The sequence below is a fragment of the Actinophytocola sediminis genome, assembly GCF_054779715.1.
Genome location: NZ_BAAGXS010000098.1, coordinates 49,222 through 73,551 on the forward strand (window position 1 = coordinate 49,222; position 24,330 = coordinate 73,551).

Consider the following 24,330-nt stretch of genomic DNA (forward strand, 5'->3'; position numbering starts at 1 on the left):
CTTTTTAGCCCAGATGGTCCAGCCGGTTCACTCGACAGATATCCCGTGCGCGACCGAGTTCGCAGATTTCCGATTTTGCTTTCTCAGCAACTCTGTTTGTAGAAATACTGTTCGTTGGCGTCCAGGTTGTCCTTGGTCAGCGCGTGCAGTTCGGCGGTGAGGTTGCGTTCCACCGGTTTTCCCTCGATCGCGGCGACGGCCTGTTCGACGCCCTGACGGCCGATCGCGGTCGGGTCCTGGGCGATCAGTGCCTGGAACTCGCCCTTGCGCAGGCCGGCCACCTCCGACGGGCTCGCGTCGAAGCCGACCAGGTTGACCGTGCCGACCTTGCCGGCGTTGCGCAGGCCGGTCGCCGCGCCCTCGCCGGTGTTCAGGTTCGTGGCGAAGATGCCGATCAGGTCGGGATTCGCCGCGACCGCCGCGGTGACCTTCGACGCGGCCTCCGCCGGCTCGTTCTGGGTGAACTGGATCCCGATGGACGTCAGGTTGGGGGAGTTCTCGAGCTCGGCCTCGAAGCCGGCCGCGCGCTGGTTGGTGGTGGAGGTGCCCGCGATGGTGTCCAGCACCAGGACCGTCCCGGTCTGGTCGCCGGCGAGCTCGGCCAGCGTCCGCGCGGCGAGCCGGCCGCCGTCCTCGTTGTTCGAGGAGATCGACGAGACGGCGACCGACGTGTCCGCGAGCGCGGTGTCCACCTCGACGATCTTGCTCCCGCCGTTCTTGACCTGCTGGATCGGCGCCTTCATCGCCTTGTCGTCGGTCGGCGCGATGAGCAGCGCGGCCGGCGGGTCGCCGACCAGCGCGTTCACCTTCTCCGTCTGCATGGTGGCGTCGAACTTCGCCGGCTCCTGCGTGGTGAGCTCGTAGCCGGCCTCCTCGGCCGCGGCCTCCGCGCCACACCGCAGGGAGATGTAGAACGGTTCGTTCTGCGTGCCCGTGACCAGCGTGAGGCTCTTGCTGTCGGCCGGCGAGGAGTCACCGCCGCCGGTGTCGCCGACCTGGCCACTGCAGGCGGCGAGCAGAGCCGTCGTGGTGACCAGGACGGCCGCGGTTGACCGCTTCATGTGCGCTCCCATTCCTGTCGGGTTACCGGTTGTTGCGTGCGCGCCGGCGCTGTTGGTCGAACCAGACCGCGGCGATCAACACCGCGCCGAGTGCGATCTGCTGCCAGAAGTCCTGCACGCCGACGATGTTGAAGCCCTTGGTCAGCACGGCCGGGATGAAGACGCCGATCACCGTGCCGACCATCGTGCCGACGCCGCCGAACAGGCTCGTCCCACCGAGCACGACCGCGGAGATGGCGTCCAGGTTGTCCAGGGTGTGCGCGGCGATGGTGGTCGAGTTGAAGTAGGCCAGGGACATCACCCCGGCGACACCGGCCAGCAGCCCGGTGAACAGGTAGACCTTGAGCAGGTGGCGGGTGACGTCGATCCCGGACCGCCGGGCCGCCTCGCGGTTGGAGCCGATGGCGAAGGTGTAGCGGCCGAACCTGGTCGTGTGCAGCAACCACGTGCCGAACGCGGTGATCACCACCGCGACCAGCACGATGTTGGGCACCACGCCGAGCGAGGTGCCGTAGCCGAGCGTCTCGTTGAGCTCGACCGGGACGGTGTTGATGTCCGAGCCGTTGTTGAACAGGTTCGCCGCGCCGAGCGCGGCGCCCATCGTGCCGAGCGTCACGATCAGCGGCGGGATGTTGGCCACGGCCACCAGCAGCCCGTTGACCAGTCCCCACGCCGCGCCGGCCACCACGCCGACCGCCATGCCGACACTGATCACCCCCCAGCCCGCGGTCGACGCGTCGCCACCGGGGCTCATGGCCTCCATGGTCTTCGCGGCCACCATCCCGGAGAAGATCAGCACCGAGCCGACGGACAGGTCGATCCCGGCGGTGGTGATGACGAAGGTCATGCCGACCGCGAGCACCAGCAGGACCGAGGTCTCGATCAACAGCAGCTGCGCGTTCTGGAACGTGGGGAACACGTCCGGGCGCAGCGCGCTGAACACCACCAGGAGCACGACCAGCACCAGGAAGATCCAGAAGGTGTTGCTCGACAGCAACCGGGTGCTCAGCGGCCGGCGGGCGAGCCCGGACAGGTCGTCCACAGTGGACAATGGATCGCGGGTCACGGCGCGTCCTCCTGGGTGAGTGCCCCGGTCATGGCCGCGACGAGCTCCTCGAGCCGGGTGCCGGCCGCGGTGAAGCGGGCGACGCGCTCGCCGAGCCGCAGCACCTCGATCCGGTCGGCGACCGACAACACCTCGGGCATGTTGTGGCTGATGAGCACCACGGCGATGCCCTCGTCCCGGACCCTGCGGATGACGTCGAGCACGCGTTCCCGTTGCAGGACGCCGAGTGCGGCGGTCGGCTCGTCCATGAACACGACCTTGCTCGCCCACACGACCGACCTCGCCACCGCGACGCTCTGCCGCTGGCCGCCGGACAGCGAGCCGATCGGCACCTCGGTGCTCTGCAGGGTCACGCCCAGCCTGGCGAACTCGGCGTGCGCCCGTTGGCGCATCCGCGCCTTGTCCAGCATGCCGAGCCGGCCGAGCAGGCCCTTGCGGAACAGCTCCCGGCCGAGGAAGAGGTTGGCGGCCGGGTCGAGGTCGGGGGCCACCGCGAGATCCTGGTACACGGTCTCGATGCCGAGCGCGCGGGCGGCGACCGGCGAGTCGAACGTCACCGGCTGTCCATTGAGGACAATTGTGCCGGCGTCCGGCTGCTCCGCGCCGGACAGGCATTTGACCAAAGTGGACTTGCCGGCGCCGTTGTCGCCGATCAGCGCGGTCACCTCGCCCGCGCGCGCCTCGAACGACGCGCCACGCAACGCCGCCACCGAGCCGTAGTGCCTGACCAGGTCCTTCGCCGCCAACAGGCTGTGCTCAGTCAAACCTGTTCTCCTCGCGTCGCGACAACGTTGTCACCGGAGCAAGACTGCCCACTCCTTCACCACGCTGTCAATGGTTCCTACCGTGCTGACAGCAGGTGCAGCGGCACGCTGTGCGCCATCGCCCGGTAGCCGTCGGCATTGGGGTGCAGCGGGTCCGCCGGATCGTGGTAGGCGGGCGTCATCCGGTGTGGATCGGCCGGGTCGCGCAGCGCCCGGTCGAAGTCGACGACCCCGTCGAACTGTCCGCTGGTCCTGATCCACCTGTTCACCGTCTCGCGGGTCCGCTCCCGGTCGGCGGCGAAGCACGAGCACGGCGTGATGGTGCCGCCGAGCACGCGAACTCCCTGGTCGTGCGTTCGGCGCACGAGTTGCCGGTAGCCGGCGATGATCTCCTCGGCGGAGGCCTGGTGGCTACCCAGGATGTCGTTGGTGCCCGCGAGCACGATCACCGCCCGCACCTCGGACTGCAGCAGGACGTCGCGGTCCATGCGGGTGAGCATCGGGTCGCTGAGGCCGTACAGCGCGGCGCGGCGCAGCAGCTCGGCGGCGCCGATGCCCTCGTTGAGCACGCCGAGGCCGCGGAGGCGGGGCTCGGCCTGCAGTCGCCTGGCGAGCACCTCGGGGTAGGTGGTGTCCCCACCCGCGGTGATGGAGTCGCCGAGGGCGACGATCGTGCCGCCGTTGGCGCGGCGCACGTCGATGCCCTGCAGGAACGACCAGTGCGGGGTGGTCTGCTGGAACCTCGCCGGTCCGCCGTCGCCGCTGTGGTCGCCCGGCGTCGAGACATAGGAGGTCTGGTTGCTGTTGAGGTGCTCGGTGGTGGCGGGCGTGGCGGCCGGCAGGTACAGGCTCACCGCGAGGTTGGTCAGCGCCGGCACCGTCATCGCGATCGGGTCGCTGACCGTCTGGGCGCCTTCGGCGACCGTGACCGAGCGTTGACCGCCGAAGGTCACCGGCCGGTTCGAGCCGGCGACCAGCTCGGCTCCCCGCCGCTGGGCGCCGACGGTCACCGCGCCGATCCGCAGCGGCTGGTCGCCGTAGGTGTTGGCGAACCGGATCCGTACCGCGTCGCCCCCGGTGCTGGTGGGCACGACCAGGCGCAGGGTGACGTCGTCGAAGGCGGGGTTGAACGATCGGTGCACGCTGGTTCCCCAGGTGCCGATCCACGAGCTGGCCGTCGGCGGGTGGCCGGTCTCGGCGAGTGGGCCGGATGGTCGCTCGGGGCCGGTGAGTACCAGCGAGCCGAACACGACGGCCAGTGTGGTCGCGATCGCGGCCGCGACCGCGCCTAGCGATCTCGTGCGGGTGGTCATCGTCGGTACGGTCCGGGGCGACCCGCGCCGAGGCAAGCGCTTTCCGACGAGCGGCCGCGTTGTCGCGACGAACGGTCGCGGTGGCCCGGCCAATGGTGTTGACCGACTCATTTTGTTCAGTCATTGGACATTCTCCGCGCGCACTTCCGCCGTTGTTCTCCTTCTTTATCGGTCTTGACGAACGGTCCGCCGAATGGCAATAATCGAAGGAATCTGTGACAACGTTGTCATTCCTTGGAGCCAAACAAATGCCGTTGTTGCTCGCTCGCCCCCGTCCACGGTTCGCGAGAGCCATCGGTGTGCTCGTACTGGCGCTGGTCGCCAGTTCGCTGCCGGCCACCACCGCCACCGCCGCGGCCCCCGCGCCGGGCGACTGGCACACCTCCTTCGAAGGCGCGCCGGCGCCGGCGGACGGTCAGCCGGCGACCGGTCCGGACGGACGGCCCGACGTGTCCGGCGTGGTGGCGCCGGGAACCGAGGCCCCCGGACTGCGGACGGTCGTGGAGGACGGGCCCGACCGTGCCTACGCGGCGAAGGCGAACGTCGGGTTCACCGGCCTGCACGCGTTGCGCTACAGCGGTCGCCACCAGCCGGCCGGCGCCGCGCACGCCACCAACGTCCTGTTCGACGTCGACATCCCGGTCGAGCGGCGGACCACGCTGTCCTATGTGGTCTTCCCGTCGTTCGATGAGGAGACCGTCGACTACTCGAGCACGTACGTGGCCGTCGATTTGTCCTTTTCGGACGGTACACGGCTGTCCGGCCTCCAGGCCGAGGACCAGAACGGCGTGCCGCTGACCGCGCGTGCCCAGGGCGAGTCGAGCACGATGTACCCGCTGCAGTGGAACTTCCGGTCGGCCGCCGTCGGCGACGTGGCCGCCGGCCGGACGATCGACCAGATCCTGGTCGCCTACCACGGCCCCGCCGGGCCGGCCGACATCGCGGGCTGGGTCGACGACATCGTCATCGAGGACGACCCGGAACAGCCGGAGCGGTCCCGGCCGTCGGACTGGGTCGTCACCACCCGGGGCACCCAGTCCAACGGCGGGGGCTACTCGCGCGGCAACAACTTCCCGGCGGCCGCGGTGCCCAACGGGTTCAACTTCTGGACCCCGGTGACCAACGCCGGCTCACTGTCCACGCTGTACAGCTACCACGAGAACAACAACGAGCAGAACCTGCCGGAGATCGAGGCGTTCACCGCCAGCCACCAGACGAGCATCTGGATGGGCGACCGGCAGACCTTCCAGTTCATGCCATCGATCGCCGAGGACGTGCCGGACCCGGACCGGGCGGCCAGGGCACTGACCTTCCGCCACGACAACGAGACCGCGTCCCCGCACCACTACGGCGTCACCTTCGACAACGGGCTGCGGACCGACATCGCCCCGGCCGACCACGCGGCGATGTTCCGGTTCACCTTCCCCGACGGCGGTGGCCGCCACCTGATCTTCGACAACGTCGACGACCGCGCGGGGCTGACGATCGATCCCGTGGCGGGCACGGTGTCGGGCTGGTCGGAGACCCGCACCGTGTCCACCGGGATGAGCCGGATGTACCTGTACGCCACCTTCGACGCGCCGATCACCGCGGCCGGTCCGCTCGCCGAGGGACACCGCCCGGCCACCGCCTACGCCTCCTTCGACCGCGACGTGGTCACCATGCGGGTCGCCACGTCGCTGATCGGGGTGGCGCAGGCCAAGCGGAACCTCGAGCTCGAGATCGCGGAAGAGGATTCCTTCGCCGACGTGGTCGCCTCGGCGCAGGCCGCGTGGGACGAGCGGTTGGGCGTCGTCGAGGTCGACGGCGCCACCGACGCCCAGCGGACGACGCTGTACTCCAACCTCTACCGGCTGTTCCTGTACCCGAACTCGGCCTACGAGAACACCGGCACCAGGCAGCGGCCGCGGTACCGGCACGCCGTCCAGTCCTCGGGCTCCTGGACCCCGCCGCCCAGTACGCCGACCGACACCGGCGCCCGGATCGCCGAGGGTAAGGTCTTTGTGAACACCGGCTTCTGGGACACCTTCCGCGCGGCCTGGCCGGCGTACTCGCTGCTGGCGCCCGAGCTGGCCGGGGATCTGGTCGACGGGTTCGTCCAGCAGTACCGCGACGGGGGCTGGATCTCGCCGTGGTCCTCGCCGGGCTACGCCAGGGTGATGACCGGGACCAGCTCGGACGCCGCCTTCGCCGACGCCTACGTCAAGGGCGTGCCCGGGATCGACGCCGAGGACGCCTACGCGGCGGCGCTGAAGAACGCGACCGTGCGACCGCCGGAGGTCAGCGTCGGCCGGTCCGACCTGGACCGGTCGCTGTTCCTCGGCTATGTCCCCAACGACGTCGGCGCCGGGTTCTCGTGGTCGCTGGACGGCTACGTGAACGACGCCGCCATCGCGGCTATGGCGACCAGGATGGCCGGACAGCGCGGCACGCCGGCCGGGGAGCGCGCGCGGCTGACCGAGGAGGCCGAGTACTTCCGGGGCAGGGCACAGGGCTACGTCGACGTCTTCGACCAGTCGGTCGGATTCTTCCAGGGCAAGTCGGCAGACGGCGAGTGGACGACGCCCCAGCAGCGGTACGACCCGAAGGTCTGGGGCAACGACCACGACTACACCGAGGCGAACGGCTGGAACTACGCCTTCTCCGCGCCCCACGACGGCCAGGGCCTCGCCGAGCTGTACGGCGGCCGGGCCGGGTTGGCCGAGAAGCTGGACGAGTTCTTCGCCACCCCGGAGACCGCGCTGTCTCCCGGGTCCTACGGCGGGGTGATCCACGAGATGCGGGAGACCCGCGATCTGCGCCTCGGCCAGTGGTCCATTCCCAACCAGCTCGCCTACCACATCCCCTGGATGTACAACTACGCCCAGCAGCCGTGGAAGGCGCAGCGGTACGTCCGGCAGGCGCTGGACAGCGGCTGGACCGGCTCGGAGATCGGGCAGGGCTATCCGGGCGACGAGGACAACGGCGCCAGCTCCGGCTGGTGGATCCTCAGCGCGCTCGGGCTCTACCCGCTGCAGGCCGGCAGCGGCGAGTACACCATCGGCGCCCCGCTGTTCGAGAAGGCGACCCTGCACCTGCCCGGTGGCGACCTGGTGATCGAGGCGCCGGGAACCAGCATCGGGAAGACCTACGTACAGGGCCTCACCGTGGACGGGAAGCGGCACTCGGCCACGTCGATCGCGCACGAGGAACTGGCCGACGGTGGCGTCCTGCGATTCCACATGGGACCGGAACCGTCCACCTGGGGCACCAGCGCGCGCGACGTCCCGGACTCACCGACCCGGCCCGGCACGCGGCCGCGCCCGCTGCACGACGTGACCGGGAAGGGCAGGGGTCTCGCGTCGGCCAGCACCGGCGAGGACGTGACCGCCCTGCTGGACGACGACTCCCGCACCTCGACTGTCCTCAATGGACACGATCCGGCGGTGCGCTACGAGGTCAACGGCGGCGAGGACACCCTGGTCGAGTTCTACACGATCACGAGCGCGGACGATCCCGCCAAGGACCCCGGCCACTGGGTGCTCGAGGGCTCCGCCGACGGGCGGCACTGGGTGACGCTCGACCGGCGCAACGGCGAGGAGTTCCGCTGGCGGAACCAGACCCGCCCCTTCAAGATCAGGAAGCCGGCGAGCATGCGCGAGTACCGGCTCCGGCTCGGAAGCGCAGGCGGGCAACGGGTGTTCTCGCTGGCCGAGGTCGAACTGCTGACCAGGGACGACATTCCGGTGTCCCCGCTGACGGTGCGGACGAACGACATCGCGCTGCGGGCGGGCACGACCGCGCCCATGGACGTGACGGTCACCAACACCGGCGACACGGCGCTCGCGCCGCGGCTGTCGGTCACCGTGCCGGCGTCGTGGTCGGCCGAGCCCGCCACCGTCCCGCTCGCCCTGGCACCCGGCCAGTCGGCCACGGTCACCGTCGCCGTCACCGCCCCGCCCGACGCGGCACCAGGGCCGGCGCCGGTCGGGGTGACCGCCCGAGGAGACGGCTGGACCGTCGACGGCGGCGCGACCGCCCGGGTCGTCGGCGACGTCACCGAGATCGAGCCAGGTACCTCCTCGGAACAGGGCGTGCTGGTGGCCGACAACGGATCCCAGCTCGGCGGTGACGGCGAGGACGGGCAGGTGCGCTTCGCCGACCAGGAGAACTCGTTCACCTATCGCCTGCCGGTGCCGGCCGAGGTCGTCAGCGGCACGGTGACCCTGGACATCGCGAACGAGTTCCTCGTAGAGGCCTCGACCGACGGCCAGACCTGGACGACCGTCCTGCGAGAGCCGAACGCGGTCGTGTTCCAGAGCAACCGCGCGGCGCGGGCCATCGACCTGACCGAACTCCGTGCGCTGGCCGGCGGGGACGGAACGGAGCTGTACCTGCGGATCGGCGACAGCCGGCCGGCGGATGGCTGGGGTGGCTGGCTGGCGGGCGTCCGCCTGGAGACCACCGGCTGACCGAGAAATTCCCCATGATGAAGGAGAAAGATGAAGACACGTTCCACCCTGCGTGGCGCCGTCGCCATGGTGCTGGCCGCCGGTCTGTGCCTGACCGGGACCTCGGCCGCCGGTGCCGCGCCGGCCGAGGACCGCGCCGACGTCGAGAAGTGTGGTGCCGGCCGGGGCGTTCCCCTCAACCAGGTCTCGATCCAGCTCTACACCTTCGCCGAGTACGTCGGCTCCGGCGCAGACGCCGCCACGTTGGCGCGTCTCAACATCGTGCTCGCCGAGCTTGCCGAGATCGGCTACCGCCAGGTCGAGCCCTACACCTTCAACGGCCTGACCGCCGAGCAGTTCGACGACCTGCTGGCCGGCTACGGGCTGCGGGCCACCACCAGACACGGGGACACCACCGAGGCCAACTGGGACGCCGAACTGGCCGCCGCCAAAACGTTGGGGCAGAAGTTCACCGGCTCCGGCGGCTCGGCCGCCCCCGGCATCGGGTCCTATGAGGACACCCTGGCGACGGCGGCTACCCTGGACCGCCTCGGCAAGCGGTCGGTGCGCAACGGCACCGGCAGGATCTTCGTGCACAACCACCAGTACGAGTTCACCACGACCCACCTCGACCCGGAGACCGGCCGCCAGACCTCGGCGTGGGAACTGCTGCTGCGCAACTCCGATCCGCGCTACGTGAGCTTCCAGCTCGACGTCGGCTGGGCGGTGGACGCCGGTGTCGACGTGCCGCGACTCATCACGCGGTTCGGCGACCGCATCGACCTGTTGCACATCAAGGACGGCGTCGAGGTGGACGGTGAGTTCGTGCAGGCGCCACTTGGCGAGGGCGAGGTGGACCTGCTGCCGATTCTCCGCGCGGCCAAGGGAAAGGTCCGCTTCTACGTCTTCGAGCAGGACCCGATCTTCTTCGGTGAGGTGGACACCATGCTCGACGAGGCCCGCACCTCGTTCCGGTACCTGGACTGTGTGACCTTCTGACCGGTCAGTGACGGAGGAACAACCGTGACCCGTATCCGCACCGCCCTCACCGTGGTCCTGGTCGGCCTGGCCGGCTCGCTCACCCCCGTCCCCGCCGGCGCGCAGGTGCCGGTCACGCCGTCGTGCGACCCCGTCGTCGACCAGGTCCGGCCGGACCTGGCGACCCAGCGGAGCTGGCAGCGCTTCGGCGACGGGGCGCGGGCCGGCCAGTGGGCCGGTGCGGACGGCACGTACTCCGCGGCACTGCCCGACGGCCGCACCGCGTGGCTGTTCAACGACACGTTCCTTGGCCCGGTGGGGCCGGGGCACGCCATCCAGCCGCACAGCCCGGTGCACAACACGATCGTCACCACCCGGCCGGGCAGCGACCGGCCGGCCACCACCATGCTTGGCGGCGGCACACCGGCCGAGCCGCTGCCGATCGTGGGACCGCCGGGCACCGAGCAACCGTGGTACTGGAACCTCGACGGCATCGCCGACGGCGGCCGGCTCTACGTTTTCGAGGCACAGCAACAGGTGTCCGGGGACGGTCACTTCGGGTTCGAGTGGATCGGCACCGACCTGGCGGTGCTCTCACTGCCGGACCTGCGGGTCGAGCGGGTCGTGCCGACCTACGACTCGGTCGACATCGCCTGGGGCGTGGAACTGTTGCCCGTCGGCGAGCACATCTACGTCTACGGCGTGCGTCAACGCGAGGAGTGGCCGGGGACCAAGCAGGCCTACGTCGCCAGGGCGCCCAAGGGCGGGTTGGCCGGCGCGTGGGAGTTCTTCACCGGCGACGGGTGGTCCGCGACCGAGCGGGACGCCGCGCCGATCGCCGATGACGTCGGGTCGTCCTACGGGGTCGCCGAGGTGCACGGGCGGTTCGTGCTGGTCACCACGGACAGCTTCCTGAACCCGCCGATCCACGTGCTGACCGCGTCGACCCCGTACGGCTTCGCCGGCCTGCCGCGCCAGGAGATCTACGCCACCCCGGAGGGCCAGCCCGAGTTCGACGATGGCGCGTCGGGAGACATCTACACCTACAACGTCGCGGTGCACCCGGTGCTGAGCAAGCGGAACACGCTGGTGGTCTCCTACAACGTCAACAGCACCAGCATCGACGACCTCTTCGGCGACATCACCAACAACCGGGCGCGGTTCCTGGAGCTGCGGTTCGCGTCGCACTGCGGGAGGTGATCACCGTGCGGCGAGCTGGATGGCGACGTCGATGATCATGTCCTCCTGGCCGCCGACATACCCGAGCTCGCCACAGCGGCGGAGGATGTCGTGGGCCGGCACCTGGTAGCGCTCGGCGGCGCGTTCGGCGTGCAGCAGGAACGACGAGTACACGCCGGCCCAGCCCTGGACGATGGCGTTGCGGTCCAGCTTCGGCCAGCGGTGGAGGTAGGGGCGGACCACGTTCTCGGCGGCGTCGAGCAGCGCGAGCACGTCCAGGCCGGTGGACACGCCCAGCCGGTCGAACACCGCCGCCAGGACCTCGGTGGGGGAGTTGCCGGCGCCCGCGCCGAGCGCGCACACCGACCCGTCGAGGTAGCGGACCCCGACCTCCTGGGCGAGTACCGAGTTGGCCACGCCAAGGCTGAGGTTCTGGTGTCCGTGGTAGCCGACCCACGCCTGGTCGCCGACCTCGGCCACCACGGCCTGGAACCGGGCGGTCGCCTCGTGCATGAGCAGCGCGCCCGCCGAGTCGGTGACGTACGGGCACTGGCAGCCGGCGTCCACCATGATCCTGGCCTGTTTCGCCAGTTCCTCCGGAGTCGTGCGGTGGGCCATCATGAGGAACCCGACGGTCTCCATGCCGAGGTCGCGGGCGGCCGCGAAATGCTGGGGCGACACGTCTGCCTCGGTGCAGTGCGTCGCGACGCGCACCATGTCCGCGCCCGCGTCCCTGGCCCGCTTCAGGTGTTCGACCGTGCCGATGCCCGGCACCAGCAGCACCGCGATCTTCGCCTGTTTGGCCTCCTCGCGGGCCGCGGCGATCAGCGTCAGCTCGTCGGTGTGGGAGAACCCGTAGTTGAACGACGAACCGCCGACACCGTCGCCGTGGGAGACCTCGATGGTGTCCACGCCGGCGCGGTCCAGCGCGCGCACGGTGTCGCGCACCTGCCGCTCGGTGAACTGGTGGGCCATGGCGTGGCTGCCGTCGCGCAGGGTCGTGTCGGTGATGCGGACGCCGTGGCGCAGCGGTGGCCTGCTCATGCGGTCACCGCCGTCGACCGGGCGACCAGTTCGCCGACGCGGGTGGCGGCCGCGGTCATGATGTCCAGGTTCCCCGCGTAGGGCGGGAGATAGTCGCCGTTCCCTTTCACCTCAAGGAACACCGCGACCCGGCCGTGGTCGCGCCAGTCCGGGCGGGGATCGTCGAACTGGGGGTCCGCGCGCAGGGTGTAGCCCGGCACGTACTGCCCCACCTCCGCGACCATGTCGTGGATCGAGCCGGTGATCGCGTCCCGGTCGGCGTCGGGGGAGATCATGCAGAACACCGTGTCCCGCATGATCATCGGCGGCTCGACCGGGTTGAGGATGATGATGGCCTTGCCGCGGTCGGCGCCGCCCACCTCCTCGACGGCGCGGGCGGTGGTCTCGGTGAACTCGTCGATGTTGGCGCGGGTGCCCGGCCCGGCGCTGCGCGAGGACACCGACGCGACGATCTCGGCGTAGGGGACCGGGGTGATCCTGGAGACCGCGTGCACGATCGGGATCGTCGCCTGGCCGCCGCAGGTGATCATCGAGACGTTGGGGGAGCCCAGGTGCGCGGCCCCGTTCACCGGCGGGCACACCATCGGGCCCAGGTGCGCGGGCGTGAGGTCGATCGCCTGGATGCCGGCCTCGGCGTACCGCGGCGCGTTCGCGAGGTGCGCCCTGGCCGACGTCGCCTCGAACACCAGCCGCGGCAACGGGTCCTGGCGGAGCAGCCAGTCCACGCCATCGGCGCTGGCGGCCACCCCCTGTTCCCTGGCCCGAGCCAGGCCGGCGGACTCGACCACGCCGACGACGTAGCCGACCTCGACGCTGGTGCTGCGACGCAACTTCGCCAGCAGATCGGTACCGATGTTGCCCGGTCCGACGATGGCGGCGGTGACGGTGCTCATGGCTGGACTCTCGCACCGAGGGCCTGCGACGATGAACAGATGCGTGCCGCTGAGTGGAACGGTGGGCCGAATTCGGTGCTGGGGCGGGCGATGACGCTGCTGACCGCGTTCCGGCCGGACGACGTCGAGCTGACTCTCGCCGAACTGGTGCGGCGCACGGGCCTGGCGAAGTCCACCGCGCTCCGGTTGCTGACCGAGCTGACCGAGTGGGAGCTGGTGGAGCGGACCCCCGGCGGGCTGCGGCTGGGGATGCGGCTGTTCGAGCTGGGTTCGCTGGTGCCGAGGCAACGCGGGCTGCGGGAGCTCGCCGCGCCGTTCCTGGCCGACCTGTTCGAGGCAACGCACGAGACCGTGCATCTGGCCATTGTGGACGGATCCGAGGTGGTCTACGTGCAGAAGCTGGACAGCCGGAGCGGGCCGAAGGTGCCGTCCCGGGTCGGTGGCCGCCTGCCGGCCCACTGCACGGGGGTCGGCAAGGCGCTGCTGGCGTTCTCTCCACAGGAGACAGTCGACGCGGTGCTGGCCGACGGCCTGCGCCGCCGGGCGCCACGAACCGTGGTGGCGCCCGGCCTGCTCCGCCAGGAGCTGGCGGAGATCCGACAACGTGGGGTCGCCACGGAACACGAGGAGTCCACTGTGGGCATCACGTGCGTCGCCGCGCCCGTCCTTGGCGCCGACGGCACGGCGGTCGCCGCGGTCTCCATCACCGGCTGGGTCAACCGCCTGGAGACCGCGCGGTACGCACCGGCCGTGCGCACCGCCGCCCTCGGCATCTCCCGCACCCTTCGAGGCGGGCGCTAGCACAGAAACCCGCCGCCGCAGCACGGCTCCGGATGCGATGCCCTGAATGAGGCATTGGCGACGCTCAACGCCCTGAATGGGGCATTCAGGGCGTTGGCCTGGCCACGGGCTACCGCCGGCCGAGGTGCAGTGCGGAGACCAGGAAGAAGACGCCGCCGAGCAGGGCGTAGCCGGCCAGGTTGGTCAGCGTGGCGTCCGGGGCGGCGGCCTGCAGGGCGAACGCGATCCCGGCGAACGTGGAGATGGTGCCGCTGGCGATCATCGCCAACTGGCCGCCGAGATCGCGGCGCCGCAGCGCGACGACGAGCTGGATCAGGCCCGCGACGACGGCCCAGGCGCCCCACACCCGTAGGACCGCCGGAACGCCGGAGCTGACCGCGAGGACCAGCCCGACGGCGGCGAGCAGGCTGATCGCGATGTTGGCCTGGAGGCCGCGGGTGGACCGGGTCGCGCGGGTGTGCCGGGCGTCGACAACGGCGGCGCCCGCGTCGAACAGCGGGTACAGCACCAGCAGGGTCGCGCTGAGCGGCCCGATGCTCGACGACGACAGGAACAGCGCGCCGGCCCAGAGCAGGGCGAACCCGAATCGAACGAGGTAGAGGCGCCGAAGCGTCGGCGCGCCGGTGGTGGGGGCGGGCGCGGTGGTCGTGGTCATGGGTTCCTCCGGAGTAGAAAGACCGTTCTCTCTTGCATGACCCAGCCTGACATGAGCGGCGGGCGAAATGCAAGACCGATCGTTCTTTCTGCTATCGTGGTGTCATGCCCACCCGAACCACGTCGACCGGCCACCGGTCCGAGGCGAGAGCGAAGTTGCTCGCCACGGCCAGCGGGCTGTTCTATCGCGAGGGCATCCGGGCGGTCGGGGTCGATCGGATCCTCGCCGAGGTCCCGACCACGCGGGCGACGTTCTACCGGCACTTCCCGTCGAAGGAAGATCTCGTGGTCGCCTATCTGCGCGGCGTCGACTCGGGGATCCGGGCCGGCACCGAGGCCGCCGTCGAAGCCGCGCCGACCCCGGCCGACGCGCTGCGCGCGATCGGCGCCGCGGTCGCCGACGACCTGGCCAGGCCGGAGTTCCGCGGCTGCGCGTTCCTCAAGGCCGCCGCCGAGTACCCCGACCCCGACGACCGGGTTCGCCAGGTGATCCTCGAACACCGGGCGTGGTTCACGACCACGCTCACCGAGCTGTTCGCACAGGTCTTCGGTGACTCGCCGCGGCGCGGCAAGCCCGAGCACGCGGCCCGCCACTTCGTGATCATGCGCGACGGCGCCATGAGCGGCGCCGACCTCGATGGCGTCGACAGCGTCCGCGCCGTGTTCCACCGCGGCGTCGAGGGCCTGCTCACCGTCCTCCACTGAGGACTCGTCGGCCGGGACGGAAACGGGGCCCGGCGATGAACCGGGCCCCGCTTCCATCAGGTCGTTGCTGGGTCAGCGCGTCCAGGCGTACGGGCCGGGACTGTGCGGGTTCAGCTCACTGGTGCCCGGCGATGCCGGTGTCTCGGTCGCCGGGCAGGAAAGGCCGTCCGCCGGGACCGTCAGCTCCAGCAGGTAGGCGTCCACGGCGTCATTGACACACGTGCTCGGCCCGCCGTAGGCGGTGTGGCCCCAGCCCTCGTAGGTGATGAGGTGCGAACCACTCTGCTCGGCGGCCGCCGTGTTCCACGAGTACACCGTCGCCGGGTCGTGGATGTTGCCGACCATCACCAGCGGCGGCGCGCCCTCGATCTCGAGCGGCCGCTGCGGGTTGGTGTTCTCCAGCGGATCGCCGGCGCACGTCAGCACGTGGTCGACGTAGGGACTCCACTGGATGTTCGGCATCTTCTTGGCCAGTTTTGTGCGCAGCTTGTCGTACTCGGCGAAGTCCTTGACCGGGTAACGCCAGTCGCTGCACCAGATCGGCGGATACGGGTTGCTGATCGCCTCGGCCGCGTCCAGCGTCACCGGCGACAGCGTGCCGGTGCCGTCCCTGAGCGACCTGAGGCTCCCCGCCAACGCGCCCCACGCCTGCGGGGAGTTCACCGAGAAGGCGTTCGACGACAGGCGGTAGAAGTCGATCGGCTCGCCCGTCTCCGGGTCGGTGAGGGTGCCCTCCTTGGCCCGCTCCCGCAGCTGACCGTAGACCTTCCTGGTGTCCAACCCGTTGAGCGCGCACGTCGTGGTCGTGTCGCACCACTCGGCGAACTCGACGAAGTTCTGCTCGACCGGTTCGGTCTCCGAGCGCATGAAATCCCACGCCGAGGTGAGGCTGTGGTCCATGTTGCCGTCGTTGACCATCGCGCGGATCCGGTCCGGGAACAGCTCCGCGTACTGTTGGCCCATCAGGGATCCGTAGGAGTAGCCGACGTAGTTGAGCTTCTCCTCACCGAGCGCGGCCCGGATGGCGTCCATGTCGCGCACGGTGTGCAGGTTGTCGACGTGGTCGACGAGCGCGCCGGTGTGCTGGCGGCAGTCGTCGATCAGCTTTCGGTTCAGGTCGACCAGCGCGTCGAACTCGTCCTGGCTCGCCGGGTGCCGGGCGTTCATCGCCTGCTCGGACAGCGTGCTGTCGCAGCGCAGCCGCTCGGAGGTGTTGATACCACGCGGATCGAAGCCGACGACGTCGAACCGGGCGTTCACCTCCTCGGTGAACACGTCGCCGCCCATGACCATGCCGACACCCGAGCCGCCGGGTCCACCCGGATCCACGAGCAGCGAACCGATCCGGTTGGCCTGGTCGGTGGCCGGCCGCTTCGCGAGGCCGATCCTGGTCCGCGCACCGTCCGGTTCGGACCAGTCCAGCGGCACCTCGATGGTCGCGCAGACCACGCCTTCCGCGTCCGGACAGGGCTTCCAGTCCGGGGCGGCCACCTCGTACCCGGCCACCCCGGCGAGGTCGGCTTCCTCGGCGACTCCCACGCCGTTGGACACCGTGACGACGCCAGTAACCACCAACACCCCGGTCATCGCGCCCAGCAGAGATCTCCTGGCAGTCCGCATACAGCGATCCTCCTTTTCCGGTAAGGGTGATCACCACGCTACCGGCGCCCGCGGTATGTCCACGGTGAACCGACTACACAGGACGATGCGCGGCCGGTGCGGTCAGGCGATGGTGTCCACGGCCGCCATCATGGCCATGTCCTCGTGTTCCAGGTTGTGGCAGTGCATGACGAACCGGCCGGCGTAGTCGGTGAACCGGACCGCGATGTCCACGACCTCAGCGGGTTTGAGGTCGACGGTGTCCTTCCAGCCGCCGTCCAGCGCGCCCGGCCCCCGGCTGCCCCGGCGCAGCACCTGGAACGGGTCGAGATGGACGTGCACGGGGTGGTGCACGTCGGTGACCAGCCGCCAGATCTCCACCTCACCGAGCCGGCTCTCGGCCAGCGGGCTGCCCGGCGCGAACGGCGTGCCGTTGATCGTCCAGCCCCGGTGGTCGCCGACGCGGCCGCGGGAGAAGTCGAAGGTGCGCAGCGGTGCCCCCGCCGGCGGCGTCAGCGGCTCGATCTCGGTGAGCCGCTTCGGGATCCGGCTGTCGTCGGGTGCCGTGCGGACCACCAGGAACCGCATGATGTCGGCGGTGCCGCCGCTGCCGAGCCCGTTGGTGACGGTGACCTCGGTGCCGACGGGCAGTACCGAGAAGTCGACGACCACGTCGAACCGTTCGCCCGGCGCGATGTCGATCGCCTGGTGCGACACGGGTTCGGCGAGCAGGCCGCCGTCGCCGCCGATCTGGGTCAGCGGCAGCTCCGGCTTGCCAGGCACGGACATCGCTATCCGGTAGCGGCGGGCGTTCGAGGCGTTGAGCAGCCGCAGCCGGTAGCGGGCGGCGTCGACGTCGTGCACCGGCCACGGCGCGCCGTTGACCAGTACGACGTCGCCGAGCACGCCCTCCATCCAGTCCTCGCGCACGCCGGGTACCGACCACATCTGTTCGTCCACCGCGGGGTAGGCGAACGAGCCGTCCTCGGCGAACGCGCGGTCGCAGATCATCAGGGGCAGCTCGCGGTCGCCGCCGGGCAGCGGCAGCGCGTCCTCCTCGTCGTCGCGCACCAGATGGAAGCCGGCAAGCCCGCGGTACACGGCCGGCCCGGTGAAGTCCATCCGGTGGTCGTGGTACCAGAGCGTCGCGGCCCGTTGGGCCATCGGGTAGTGGTAGTCCCGCTCGCCGTCGGACTGGTCGCCGCGGCCGTGGTGGGTGGACCAGTCGCGGGTGGAGCCGACGGGGAGCACCAGGTCCAGCGGCCACCCGTCGTGCTCGTGCGGGGTGTGTCCGCCGTGCAGGTGCACCACGGTCGGCACGGACAGCTCGTTGCGGTGCCGGACGACCGCCGGCCGGCCCCGGCGGGTCTCGAACGTCGGGCCGGGGAAGACGCCGTCGTAGCCGAGGATCGGCGTGCGCAGACCGGGCAGGATCTCGGCCAGCGCGGCGCGCTGGGTCACCCGGTACAGGTCGGCGCCCGCCCGCGTGGTGCCGACCGGACGCGCGACCGGCGGTATGGGCAGCGGCACGCGGAACGGCTCGGGCAGCCGCGCCGTCGTGCCGAGCCGCTCGCCGGTCTGTCCGGACGTGCCGAGCCCACAGCCGGCCAGCGCCACGCCGGCGGCCGCGCCACCGAGCAGTCCGAGGAACGACCGGCGCCTCACCGCGCACCCCCACGGGCACGCGCGGCGGACGGGCTCCACACCCAGACCGTGAGCAGCGCCGAGGCCGTCACGATCGCGACGCCGAGGGGGACGTGCACCGCCAGCGTGCGCGCGTATCCCATGCCGATCTGGAAGCCGACCGTCAGGAACAGCGCCACCATCACCGGCAGCACCCAGAGCCGGCCGCGCCGGCTCACGTAGAGCAGCGACACGGCCACCAGCACCATCGAGAACGCGGCCGTCGTGGAGCCGATCGTGCCGTGGACGGTCATCGCGTCGATGTCGCCGGTGAGGAACAGGCCAGCGAGGACCGGCTGGGCCAGCACCAGCACGAGATGCACCGTGATCACGATCCGCAGTGACCAGAGGGAGAGACGGGGCCCGCTCGTGGGCCGGACAGGTGTGTTCACGGCGTCGACCGTATGAGTAGACAGGCTACCTATGAATCAGGGTTCTCCCTGATCCGATCCCTGGGAACCGTGAGTAGAGTCCCTACCTGTGCGACCTGCAGCCGTACGCGGCCACCTCGACGGGATGATCCTTTCCGTGCTCGAGCACGGTGCCCTGCACGGCTACGCGATCATCGAGGCGCTCCAGGTCCGCAGTGGCGGGGCACTGGATCTGCCGACCGGCACCGTGTACCCCGCGCTGCGCCGGCTGGAGCGGGCGGCGCTGCTGTCCGGCTCGTGGAGCAGCGTCGGCGGCCGCGACCGCCGCACCTACACGCTGACCCGCGCCGGCCGGCACGCGCTGGCGCGCCAGCGGACGGAGTGGCGCGAGTTCACCTCGGTGGTCGACGCGGTCCTGCGTCCGGCGGGCGGCACCTCATGACCACCACGAAACGGGTGGCCGACCCGATCGCCGAGTACGTCGGGGCGCTGCGCGGTGCCCTGCGCGGTCCCCGCCGCACCCGCCGGAGCATGGTCGCCGAGGCGCACGCCGGCCTGACCGACGGCGCCGCGGCCTACCGCGACGGTGGCGTGGCGGCCGAGCGCGCGGCCGTGCTGGCGGTCCGCGACTTCGGCCCGGTCGCCGTGGTCGCGCCGGAGTTCCAGGAGGAGCTGACCGCGCGCCAGGGGAGACGGGCGGCGATCCTGCTCGCCATGGTGTTCCCGGCGATGCTCCTCGGCTGGGACCTGCTGTGGATGAGCGGCACCGTGCGCCGCGAACCGAGCGCCAGCACCGACCTGGTGCGCACGCTGGCCGTGACCCAGGACCTGATCACCGCGGTGGTCGCGGTCACGGCGCTGGCGTTGCTGGCGACCACCTTCCGCCGCGCGGTGTCGCCCCGCGCGCTCACCAACACGATCGGCCTGACCGGCGTGACCGGTGCCCTGCTGTGCGGCGGCATCGCGATCGCGATGAACACGGCCGGCGGCCCTGGCGCCACGACCCCGGCCGCGATGGCCGCCTACACGGTCAGCGCCACGGTGATGATCCTGACCATGTCGCTCTCGGTCCGCACGCTGCACGTCGCCATGGCCCGCCAACCGAAGCCGGCGTGACCCCGGCCTTGGCTAGTGCTTGCCCGTCGGGCTGTTCTGTGTGATGTCGTAGAGCTCGAGGAAGGTGCTGGACACGGAGTTCAGGTCCTGGCGGAACTCCGTGGTGTCCCTGCGGTACTCGTCCTCGGAGGTGTTGAGGTCCTCCAGCATCTTCAGGACGGCCTCGTGCAGGTTCGTCGCCACCTCGCCGGGGTGGTGGGTGAACGTCGGCGCGTGGTTGTCGATGCCGAGGAACTTCTCACCAAGCCAGCCGACCAGGATGAACCCCGCACCCACGAAGGCGGAGGGTGGGGCGACGGCGCCCACCATGCCGATCGCCTGGACGGTCTGCCACTTCGCGGTGTGGTCGGTGGAACCGCCGTCGGTCTTCGCGCCGAGGGCGGCGGTGGCGCTCTCGACCAGCTTGATGGTGTTCTTCTGGTACGTGTCGATGATCTTGGCCCGCTCGTTGATCATCGTGGCGAGGCCGTTGGCGATCCTGGCGTGGTTGTGCAGGGTCGGTTTGGTGGAGGAGAAGAAGCCCTCGGAGATCCGGTCGGCCGCGGTGCCGGTCCAGTCGGCCCGCCAGTCCTGCTCCTCGCCGCGGTTGCCGAACAGGTAGTCCACGTCCTCGGCGAGGGTGATGTCCTGCTGGAAGTCGGGATCTGCCCCCTCGACGGAGAAGTCCCCACCGAGCTCACCGGCCATCGTGAGCAGGTGCTTGCGGGCCTCCTTGAGATCGTCGAGGCGCCCCTGGGGGAACAGCGGGCAGATGTCGAAGACGTAGCTGCGGTCCTCGTAGGCCCAGCCCTCGACCTGGCTGAACAGCCCGGGAATCCCGCACTCGATCTCGTCCTGGTCCACCGGGATGTTCGCCCCCTGCCACCAGACGGTCATGTTGTCGGGGCTTCCCGGGTCGCGGATCTTCCCGTGGCAGGCGGGCACGACGCCCTTGGCGCCGCCGTCGAACCACTCGAGTGCCTCGCAGCCGTAGGTGAGGTGGGCCTGCACCTCGGGCTTGCGGTACTCCCACACCTCGGGCGACCGGTTGTAGTTCTGCCGGAAGTGCACCGGCGGCGGGGTCCAGTACTCCATCGCGCGCACGGAGTCGGCCATCGTCTGCTGCCAGCGCTCCAGCAGCTTGGTCTGGAACGTGGACAGCGCGCTGAGCAGGTCGTCCAGGTAGCTCATTCGGCACCTCCCCGCCGGTCGTCGCCGACGCGTTCGAGGCCGTCGAGATTGTCGCTGTCCTCGTCCGGCTCGCGGGGGTTCTCGTCGGTACCGAACCCGGGAGCCTGGTCCTCGTTGGCCTCGTCCGGCCGGTCGGTGGCCTCGGCGTCCTCGTCGGGGTCGATCCGCTCGTCCTCGGGCACCGCCGACCGGTCACCCTCGAAGTGGTCGCCGACGCCGTACTCGTCGAACTCGTCGCGGTAGCGCCGGTAGACCTGCTCCTGCTCGGTGTCGGTCTGGACGTAGGCCGCCGCGGCCTGCTCCAGCTGCTCGCCGGTGAGCTGGTAGCGCGCGGTGGTGGTGCGCAGGTACTCGAAGAACTCGTCGATGATCGCGATGACCTCGGTGTCGGCCGCGGTGGCCTCGCCGTACTGGTCGGCGAGGCAGACGTTGGCCAGATCCGTGTCGGCGAGCTTGCGGGTGATCCCCTCGTAGCGCTCGGCGATGTCGTAGTTCTTCTTGGCCAGCTCCATGATCGTGTCGATCTTGACGCTGTACCCGGTGTCGTTCATGGCGGCGACGGTAGGGACGCGCGCTGCAGTTCCACTGCAGTGCGCCGAGCCGAGCCGGTGACCGGCCGGCCGACGGTGCGAGGTACCGTCGGGGTTGCCCGCGAGGGGATGGGGATTCACGATGGCGGGTCTTCGTTTTGGCGTGTTGGGGCCGGTCACGGTCTGGCAGGGCGCCGCCGAGATCGGCGTCGGCGCGGCCAAGCACGCGCGGGTCCTGTCGGCGCTGCTGCTGGACGCGAACAAGCGGGTCGACCGCGAGAAGATCATCGATCTGGTGTGGGGCGAAGACCCGCCGCGCAGCGGGGTCAACCTGGTCCAGAAGTACGTCGGCGACCTGCGCCGGCTGCTGACCCGGCACGGCGCGGGCGAGCTGATCGAGTCGATGGGCACCGGCTACCTGGTTCGGCTGGCGCCGGACCAGCTGGACAGCTGGTCGTTCGCCAGGCGGGTCGCGGACGCGCGGGCGGCCAAGACCGCCGGGAAGCTGATCACCGCCCGCCAGGGGCTCGACGCGGCACTGCGGCTCTGGCGTGGCGCCGCGTTCGGCGACATCGACGCCGGCGCCGTGGTGGCCGAGCGGGTCCGGCTCGAGGAGAGCCGGCTGGCCGCGACCGAGGAACGGGTCGAGCTCGACCTCATGCTCGGCGACACCGCCGCGGCGATCACCGAGCTGTCCCGGCTCAGCCACGAGTACCCGTTGCGCGAACGCCTCCGCGAGCTGCACATGCTGGCGCTCTACCGGGCCGGCCGGCAGGCCGACGCGCTCGCCGTCTTCGACCACACCCGCCACCTGCTCGCCGACGAGCTCGGCGTGGACCCCGGCCCCGGGCTGCGTGCGCGGCACGAGCAGATCCTGCGCGCCGACGTCGAGCTCGACCGGCTGAGCGCGGTGTCCCCGGACCGGGCGCCGGAGCCGGGGACGCCGCCGGCCAAGCAGCTGCCCCGGGACATGCCGGACTTCGTCGGCCGGGCGCGGTCGCGGGCGGCGCTGCTCGGCATGCTGGGCGCGGGCGACGGGCCGCCGCCGGTGGCGCTCATCGTCGGCCAGCCGGGCGTCGGCAAGTCGACGCTGGCGGTGCACGCCGCGCACGCGGTGACCCCGCTGTTCCCGGACGGGCAGCTCTACCTCGACCTCGGCGGGACGTCCGACGCGCCCCGCGAACCGGCCGCGATGCTGGCCGAGCTGCTGCGCGCGGTCGGGGTGCGCGGTGCGGCCGTGCCGGACGGGTTGGCCGAGCGGGCCGCGCTCTACCGGTCCCGGCTGGCCGGCAGGCGAGTGCTCACCGTGCTCGACGACGCCGCCTCGGCCGGCCAGGTCCAGCCGCTGCTGCCGGGGACAGCCGGCTGCGCGGTCGTGGTCACCAGCCGACACCAGCTCGCGGACCTCGCCGGTGCTCGGCGCATCGACCTGGACGTCTTCGGCCAGGACGAGGCCCACCAGTTGCTCGGCCGGATCGTGGGCGCGGACCGGGTGGCCGCCGAGCCGGAGCACGCCCGCGAGATCATCCGGACCTGCGGGCACCTGCCGTTGGCCATCCGGGTCGCCGGCGCGAAGCTCGCCAGCCGGCCGGGGTGGTCGCTGCGCGTGCTGCGCGAACGGCTCGCCGACCAGTCGCGTCAGCGCGGGGAGCTGCGGGTCGGCGAGCTCAACGTGTTCGCGAGCTTCGACCTGAGCCTGCGCCTGTTGCCCGCCGACACCGCGCGGGCGTTCGGGCTGTTGGGCCTGCTCGGCTCCGAGCCGCTGCCGGGATGGGTCATCGGCTCACTGCTGGACGGCCCCCGGCACGAGGAGGTGCTCGACGAACTGGTCGACGCGAGCCTGCTGACCGTCGTGGACACCGACTCGCTCGGCCAGCCGAGGTACTGGTTGCACGACCTGCTCCGGGAGTACGCGGCGCACACGGCCGCGACCGAGCCGGCCGACGTGCGCCGCGCGGCGGTCATCAGGCTGCTCGCCGGCTGGCTGCAGCTGGCCGACCAGGCCAGGAACGGGTTGCCGTCCAGTGTGTTCCGGCCTCGCCGGGGTGGCGCCCCGCGCCGCCCACCCCCCGGCTGGCGACAGCTCGTCGCCGATCCGCTCGCCTGGTTCGACGCGGAGCGGTTGACGCTGCGCGGCGCGGTGACCCTGGCCGCGGACTGGGGACTGGCGGAGCTGGCCTGGGAGCTGGCCGCCACGCTGGTGCCCTACCACGACCACCGCAGCCTCTACGACGACTGGCAGCACAGCCACGAGCGGGCACTGCGCGCGGTCGAGGCGGCGAACAACCGGCGTGGGGAGGCGGTGCTGCTGCGCGGGCTCGGCCAGGTGCACACCTACCGCAACGCCTACGACGAGGCCAGCCGCACGCTGGAGCGGTCCCGCCTGCGGTACGCGGAGGTGGGCGACCAGCGGGGCGCGGCGACGGCCGTGGCCGGTCTCGCGGCGGTGAGCCGGATGACCGGTCACGTCGAGGACGCCCTGGCGCACGCCGGCACGGCGTTGGACCTGCTGGCGAAGGATCCGGACCCCGATCCCGGCGCCGAGGCGCAGCTGCGCACCGGGATCGGTCTGATGCGCCTGGCCACCGATGACGACGACGAGGCCGAGGCGTCGTTCCACCAGGCGCTCGTCCTCGCCAGGGAGATCGGCGACCAACATCGGGAGGCCACCGTCCTGCGGGAGCTGAGCGGCCTGCACGAGAAGTCCGGTGACCTCGCCAGGGCCCTGGTCGGCCTGGACCGCGCCCTGACCATCTTCGAGCGCGTCGACGACGAGCGGTGCGCGGCGTTCACCCTGTTGAAGACCGGACGGGTACAGGCGGCCGCCGGCCGCCGGGCGGTGGCCGTGGCCACCACCGAGCGGGCGCTGTCGGTGTTCTGGCGCCTGGGGAACGACCCGGAGATCGAGGAGTGCACCCAGCTGCTGAACGAGCTGCACCTCGCCGCGGTCGCCAGGGACTGAACACCGACAGC

General features: G+C 71.0%; 20 protein-coding genes. 8 read left to right on the top strand and 12 right to left on the bottom strand.

Annotation, left to right across the window (positions count from 1 at the left end; all coding sequences use genetic code 11):
* Positions 1–83: 83 nt before the first annotated feature.
* From ACYVIP_RS41750 to ACYVIP_RS41765, 4 genes are all read right to left on the bottom strand, one after another.
* The gene (locus ACYVIP_RS41750) at positions 84–1,061 is read right to left on the bottom strand and encodes an ABC transporter substrate-binding protein (RefSeq protein ID WP_460406638.1); all 978 of its coding nucleotides are present in this window, start codon (positions 1,059–1,061) and stop codon (positions 84–86) included.
* A gap of 22 nt (positions 1,062–1,083) precedes the next feature.
* On the bottom strand, positions 1,084–2,112 hold the full coding sequence (locus ACYVIP_RS41755) for an ABC transporter permease (RefSeq protein WP_460406715.1): 1,029 nt from the start codon (positions 2,110–2,112) through the stop codon (positions 1,084–1,086).
* An 11-nt stretch (positions 2,113–2,123) separates the two neighbouring features.
* Complete coding sequence (locus tag ACYVIP_RS41760) at positions 2,124–2,891, bottom strand: ATP-binding cassette domain-containing protein (protein ID WP_460406639.1); 768 nt, start codon at positions 2,889–2,891, stop codon at positions 2,124–2,126.
* A gap of 77 nt (positions 2,892–2,968) precedes the next feature.
* A complete protein-coding gene (locus ACYVIP_RS41765; protein WP_460406640.1) occupies positions 2,969–4,204 on the bottom strand; it encodes a GDSL-type esterase/lipase family protein in 1,236 nt (411 codons plus the stop codon).
* A 248-nt stretch (positions 4,205–4,452) separates the two neighbouring features.
* Between ACYVIP_RS41765 and ACYVIP_RS41770 the strand changes: the two genes are divergently transcribed.
* Genes ACYVIP_RS41770 through ACYVIP_RS41780 form a run of 3 tightly spaced genes read left to right on the top strand, consistent with a single transcriptional unit; the run spans position 4,453 to position 10,812 of the window.
* Entirely contained in the window at positions 4,453–8,655 is a 4,203-nt protein-coding gene (locus tag ACYVIP_RS41770; protein ID WP_460406641.1) for a GH92 family glycosyl hydrolase, read from the top strand.
* A 30-nt stretch (positions 8,656–8,685) separates the two neighbouring features.
* Positions 8,686–9,633: a sugar phosphate isomerase/epimerase family protein gene (locus ACYVIP_RS41775; protein WP_460406642.1), complete on the top strand. Its 948-nt coding sequence runs from the start codon at positions 8,686–8,688 to the stop codon at positions 9,631–9,633.
* A gap of 24 nt (positions 9,634–9,657) precedes the next feature.
* Entirely contained in the window at positions 9,658–10,812 is a 1,155-nt protein-coding gene (locus ACYVIP_RS41780) for a hypothetical protein (protein ID WP_460406643.1), read from the top strand.
* Here ACYVIP_RS41780 and dmpG read toward each other — a convergent pair whose 3' ends face one another.
* Both dmpG and ACYVIP_RS41790 read right to left on the bottom strand, forming a co-directional pair.
* Positions 10,813–11,835 (bottom strand): 4-hydroxy-2-oxovalerate aldolase, encoded by a 1,023-nt coding sequence (gene dmpG / locus ACYVIP_RS41785; RefSeq protein ID WP_460406644.1) that lies wholly within the window; start codon positions 11,833–11,835, stop codon positions 10,813–10,815.
* On the bottom strand, positions 11,832–12,728 hold the full coding sequence (locus ACYVIP_RS41790) for an acetaldehyde dehydrogenase (acetylating) (protein WP_460406645.1): 897 nt from the start codon (positions 12,726–12,728) through the stop codon (positions 11,832–11,834). The genes dmpG and ACYVIP_RS41790 overlap by 4 nt, the downstream gene beginning before the upstream one ends.
* Positions 12,729–12,767: 39 nt before the next feature.
* Between ACYVIP_RS41790 and ACYVIP_RS41795 the strand changes: the two genes are divergently transcribed.
* Positions 12,768–13,529: an IclR family transcriptional regulator gene (locus tag ACYVIP_RS41795; protein WP_460406646.1), complete on the top strand. Its 762-nt coding sequence runs from the start codon at positions 12,768–12,770 to the stop codon at positions 13,527–13,529.
* A gap of 109 nt (positions 13,530–13,638) precedes the next feature.
* On the opposite strand, the gene ACYVIP_RS41800 is transcribed toward ACYVIP_RS41795, so the two are convergent.
* Complete coding sequence (locus tag ACYVIP_RS41800) at positions 13,639–14,184, bottom strand: hypothetical protein (RefSeq protein ID WP_460406647.1); 546 nt, start codon at positions 14,182–14,184, stop codon at positions 13,639–13,641.
* A 104-nt stretch (positions 14,185–14,288) separates the two neighbouring features.
* Here ACYVIP_RS41800 and ACYVIP_RS41805 point away from each other — a divergent pair, with 104 nt between their 5' ends.
* Positions 14,289–14,888 carry a TetR/AcrR family transcriptional regulator gene (locus ACYVIP_RS41805; RefSeq protein WP_460406648.1) on the top strand — a complete coding sequence of 200 codons (600 nt, stop codon included), beginning with the start codon at positions 14,289–14,291 and terminating at the stop codon, positions 14,886–14,888.
* Between the two features lie 72 nt (positions 14,889–14,960).
* Here the strand turns inward: ACYVIP_RS41805 and ACYVIP_RS41810 are convergent, their stop codons facing one another.
* From ACYVIP_RS41810 to ACYVIP_RS41820, 3 genes are all read right to left on the bottom strand, one after another.
* A complete protein-coding gene (locus tag ACYVIP_RS41810) occupies positions 14,961–16,475 on the bottom strand; it encodes an alpha/beta hydrolase (RefSeq protein ID WP_460406649.1) in 1,515 nt (504 codons plus the stop codon).
* A 135-nt stretch (positions 16,476–16,610) separates the two neighbouring features.
* Complete coding sequence (locus ACYVIP_RS41815) at positions 16,611–18,152, bottom strand: multicopper oxidase family protein (protein WP_460406650.1); 1,542 nt, start codon at positions 18,150–18,152, stop codon at positions 16,611–16,613.
* Positions 18,149–18,562, bottom strand: a complete 414-nt coding sequence (locus tag ACYVIP_RS41820; RefSeq protein WP_460406651.1) for a hypothetical protein — start codon at positions 18,560–18,562, stop codon at positions 18,149–18,151. The genes ACYVIP_RS41815 and ACYVIP_RS41820 overlap by 4 nt, the downstream gene beginning before the upstream one ends.
* Positions 18,563–18,650: 88 nt before the next feature.
* Here ACYVIP_RS41820 and ACYVIP_RS41825 point away from each other — a divergent pair, with 88 nt between their 5' ends.
* Positions 18,651–18,983, top strand: coding sequence for a PadR family transcriptional regulator (locus ACYVIP_RS41825; protein ID WP_460406652.1), 333 nt, complete (start codon positions 18,651–18,653; stop codon positions 18,981–18,983).
* Positions 18,980–19,657, top strand: coding sequence for a hypothetical protein (locus tag ACYVIP_RS41830; protein WP_460406653.1), 678 nt, complete (start codon positions 18,980–18,982; stop codon positions 19,655–19,657). Before ACYVIP_RS41825 ends, ACYVIP_RS41830 begins: the two co-directional genes overlap by 4 nt.
* 12 nt (positions 19,658–19,669) lie before the next feature.
* On the opposite strand, the gene ACYVIP_RS41835 is transcribed toward ACYVIP_RS41830, so the two are convergent.
* Both ACYVIP_RS41835 and ACYVIP_RS41840 read right to left on the bottom strand, forming a co-directional pair.
* Positions 19,670–20,827, bottom strand: a complete 1,158-nt coding sequence (locus ACYVIP_RS41835; protein ID WP_460406654.1) for a hypothetical protein — start codon at positions 20,825–20,827, stop codon at positions 19,670–19,672.
* The gene (locus ACYVIP_RS41840) at positions 20,824–21,378 is read right to left on the bottom strand and encodes a hypothetical protein (RefSeq protein WP_460406655.1); all 555 of its coding nucleotides are present in this window, start codon (positions 21,376–21,378) and stop codon (positions 20,824–20,826) included. Before ACYVIP_RS41840 ends, ACYVIP_RS41835 begins: the two co-directional genes overlap by 4 nt.
* Positions 21,379–21,499: 121 nt before the next feature.
* Here ACYVIP_RS41840 and ACYVIP_RS41845 point away from each other — a divergent pair, with 121 nt between their 5' ends.
* Complete coding sequence (locus tag ACYVIP_RS41845; RefSeq protein ID WP_460406656.1) at positions 21,500–24,319, top strand: AfsR/SARP family transcriptional regulator; 2,820 nt, start codon at positions 21,500–21,502, stop codon at positions 24,317–24,319.
* Positions 24,320–24,330 lie beyond the last annotated feature (11 nt).

What these genes read in the sequence shown, in the direction of transcription:
- ACYVIP_RS41750 (WP_460406638.1), bottom strand. Translation starts at nt 1,061, where the DNA reads ATGAAGCGGTCAACCGCGGCCGTCCTGGTCACCACGACGGCTCTGCTC.
- ACYVIP_RS41765 (WP_460406640.1), bottom strand. Translation starts at nt 4,204, where the DNA reads ATGACCACCCGCACGAGATCGCTAGGCGCGGTCGCGGCCGCGATCGCG.
- ACYVIP_RS41770 (WP_460406641.1), top strand. Translation starts at nt 4,453, where the DNA reads ATGCCGTTGTTGCTCGCTCGCCCCCGTCCACGGTTCGCGAGAGCCATC.
- ACYVIP_RS41775 (WP_460406642.1), top strand. Translation starts at nt 8,686, where the DNA reads ATGAAGACACGTTCCACCCTGCGTGGCGCCGTCGCCATGGTGCTGGCC.
- dmpG (WP_460406644.1), bottom strand. Translation starts at nt 11,835, where the DNA reads ATGAGCAGGCCACCGCTGCGCCACGGCGTCCGCATCACCGACACGACC.
- ACYVIP_RS41790 (WP_460406645.1), bottom strand. Translation starts at nt 12,728, where the DNA reads ATGAGCACCGTCACCGCCGCCATCGTCGGACCGGGCAACATCGGTACC.
- ACYVIP_RS41795 (WP_460406646.1), top strand. Translation starts at nt 12,768, where the DNA reads ATGCGTGCCGCTGAGTGGAACGGTGGGCCGAATTCGGTGCTGGGGCGG.
- ACYVIP_RS41800 (WP_460406647.1), bottom strand. Translation starts at nt 14,184, where the DNA reads ATGACCACGACCACCGCGCCCGCCCCCACCACCGGCGCGCCGACGCTT.
- ACYVIP_RS41805 (WP_460406648.1), top strand. Translation starts at nt 14,289, where the DNA reads ATGCCCACCCGAACCACGTCGACCGGCCACCGGTCCGAGGCGAGAGCG.
- ACYVIP_RS41810 (WP_460406649.1), bottom strand. Translation starts at nt 16,475, where the DNA reads ATGACCGGGGTGTTGGTGGTTACTGGCGTCGTCACGGTGTCCAACGGC.
- ACYVIP_RS41830 (WP_460406653.1), top strand. Translation starts at nt 18,980, where the DNA reads ATGACCACCACGAAACGGGTGGCCGACCCGATCGCCGAGTACGTCGGG.
- ACYVIP_RS41835 (WP_460406654.1), bottom strand. Translation starts at nt 20,827, where the DNA reads ATGAGCTACCTGGACGACCTGCTCAGCGCGCTGTCCACGTTCCAGACC.
- ACYVIP_RS41840 (WP_460406655.1), bottom strand. Translation starts at nt 21,378, where the DNA reads ATGAACGACACCGGGTACAGCGTCAAGATCGACACGATCATGGAGCTG.
- ACYVIP_RS41845 (WP_460406656.1), top strand. Translation starts at nt 21,500, where the DNA reads ATGGCGGGTCTTCGTTTTGGCGTGTTGGGGCCGGTCACGGTCTGGCAG.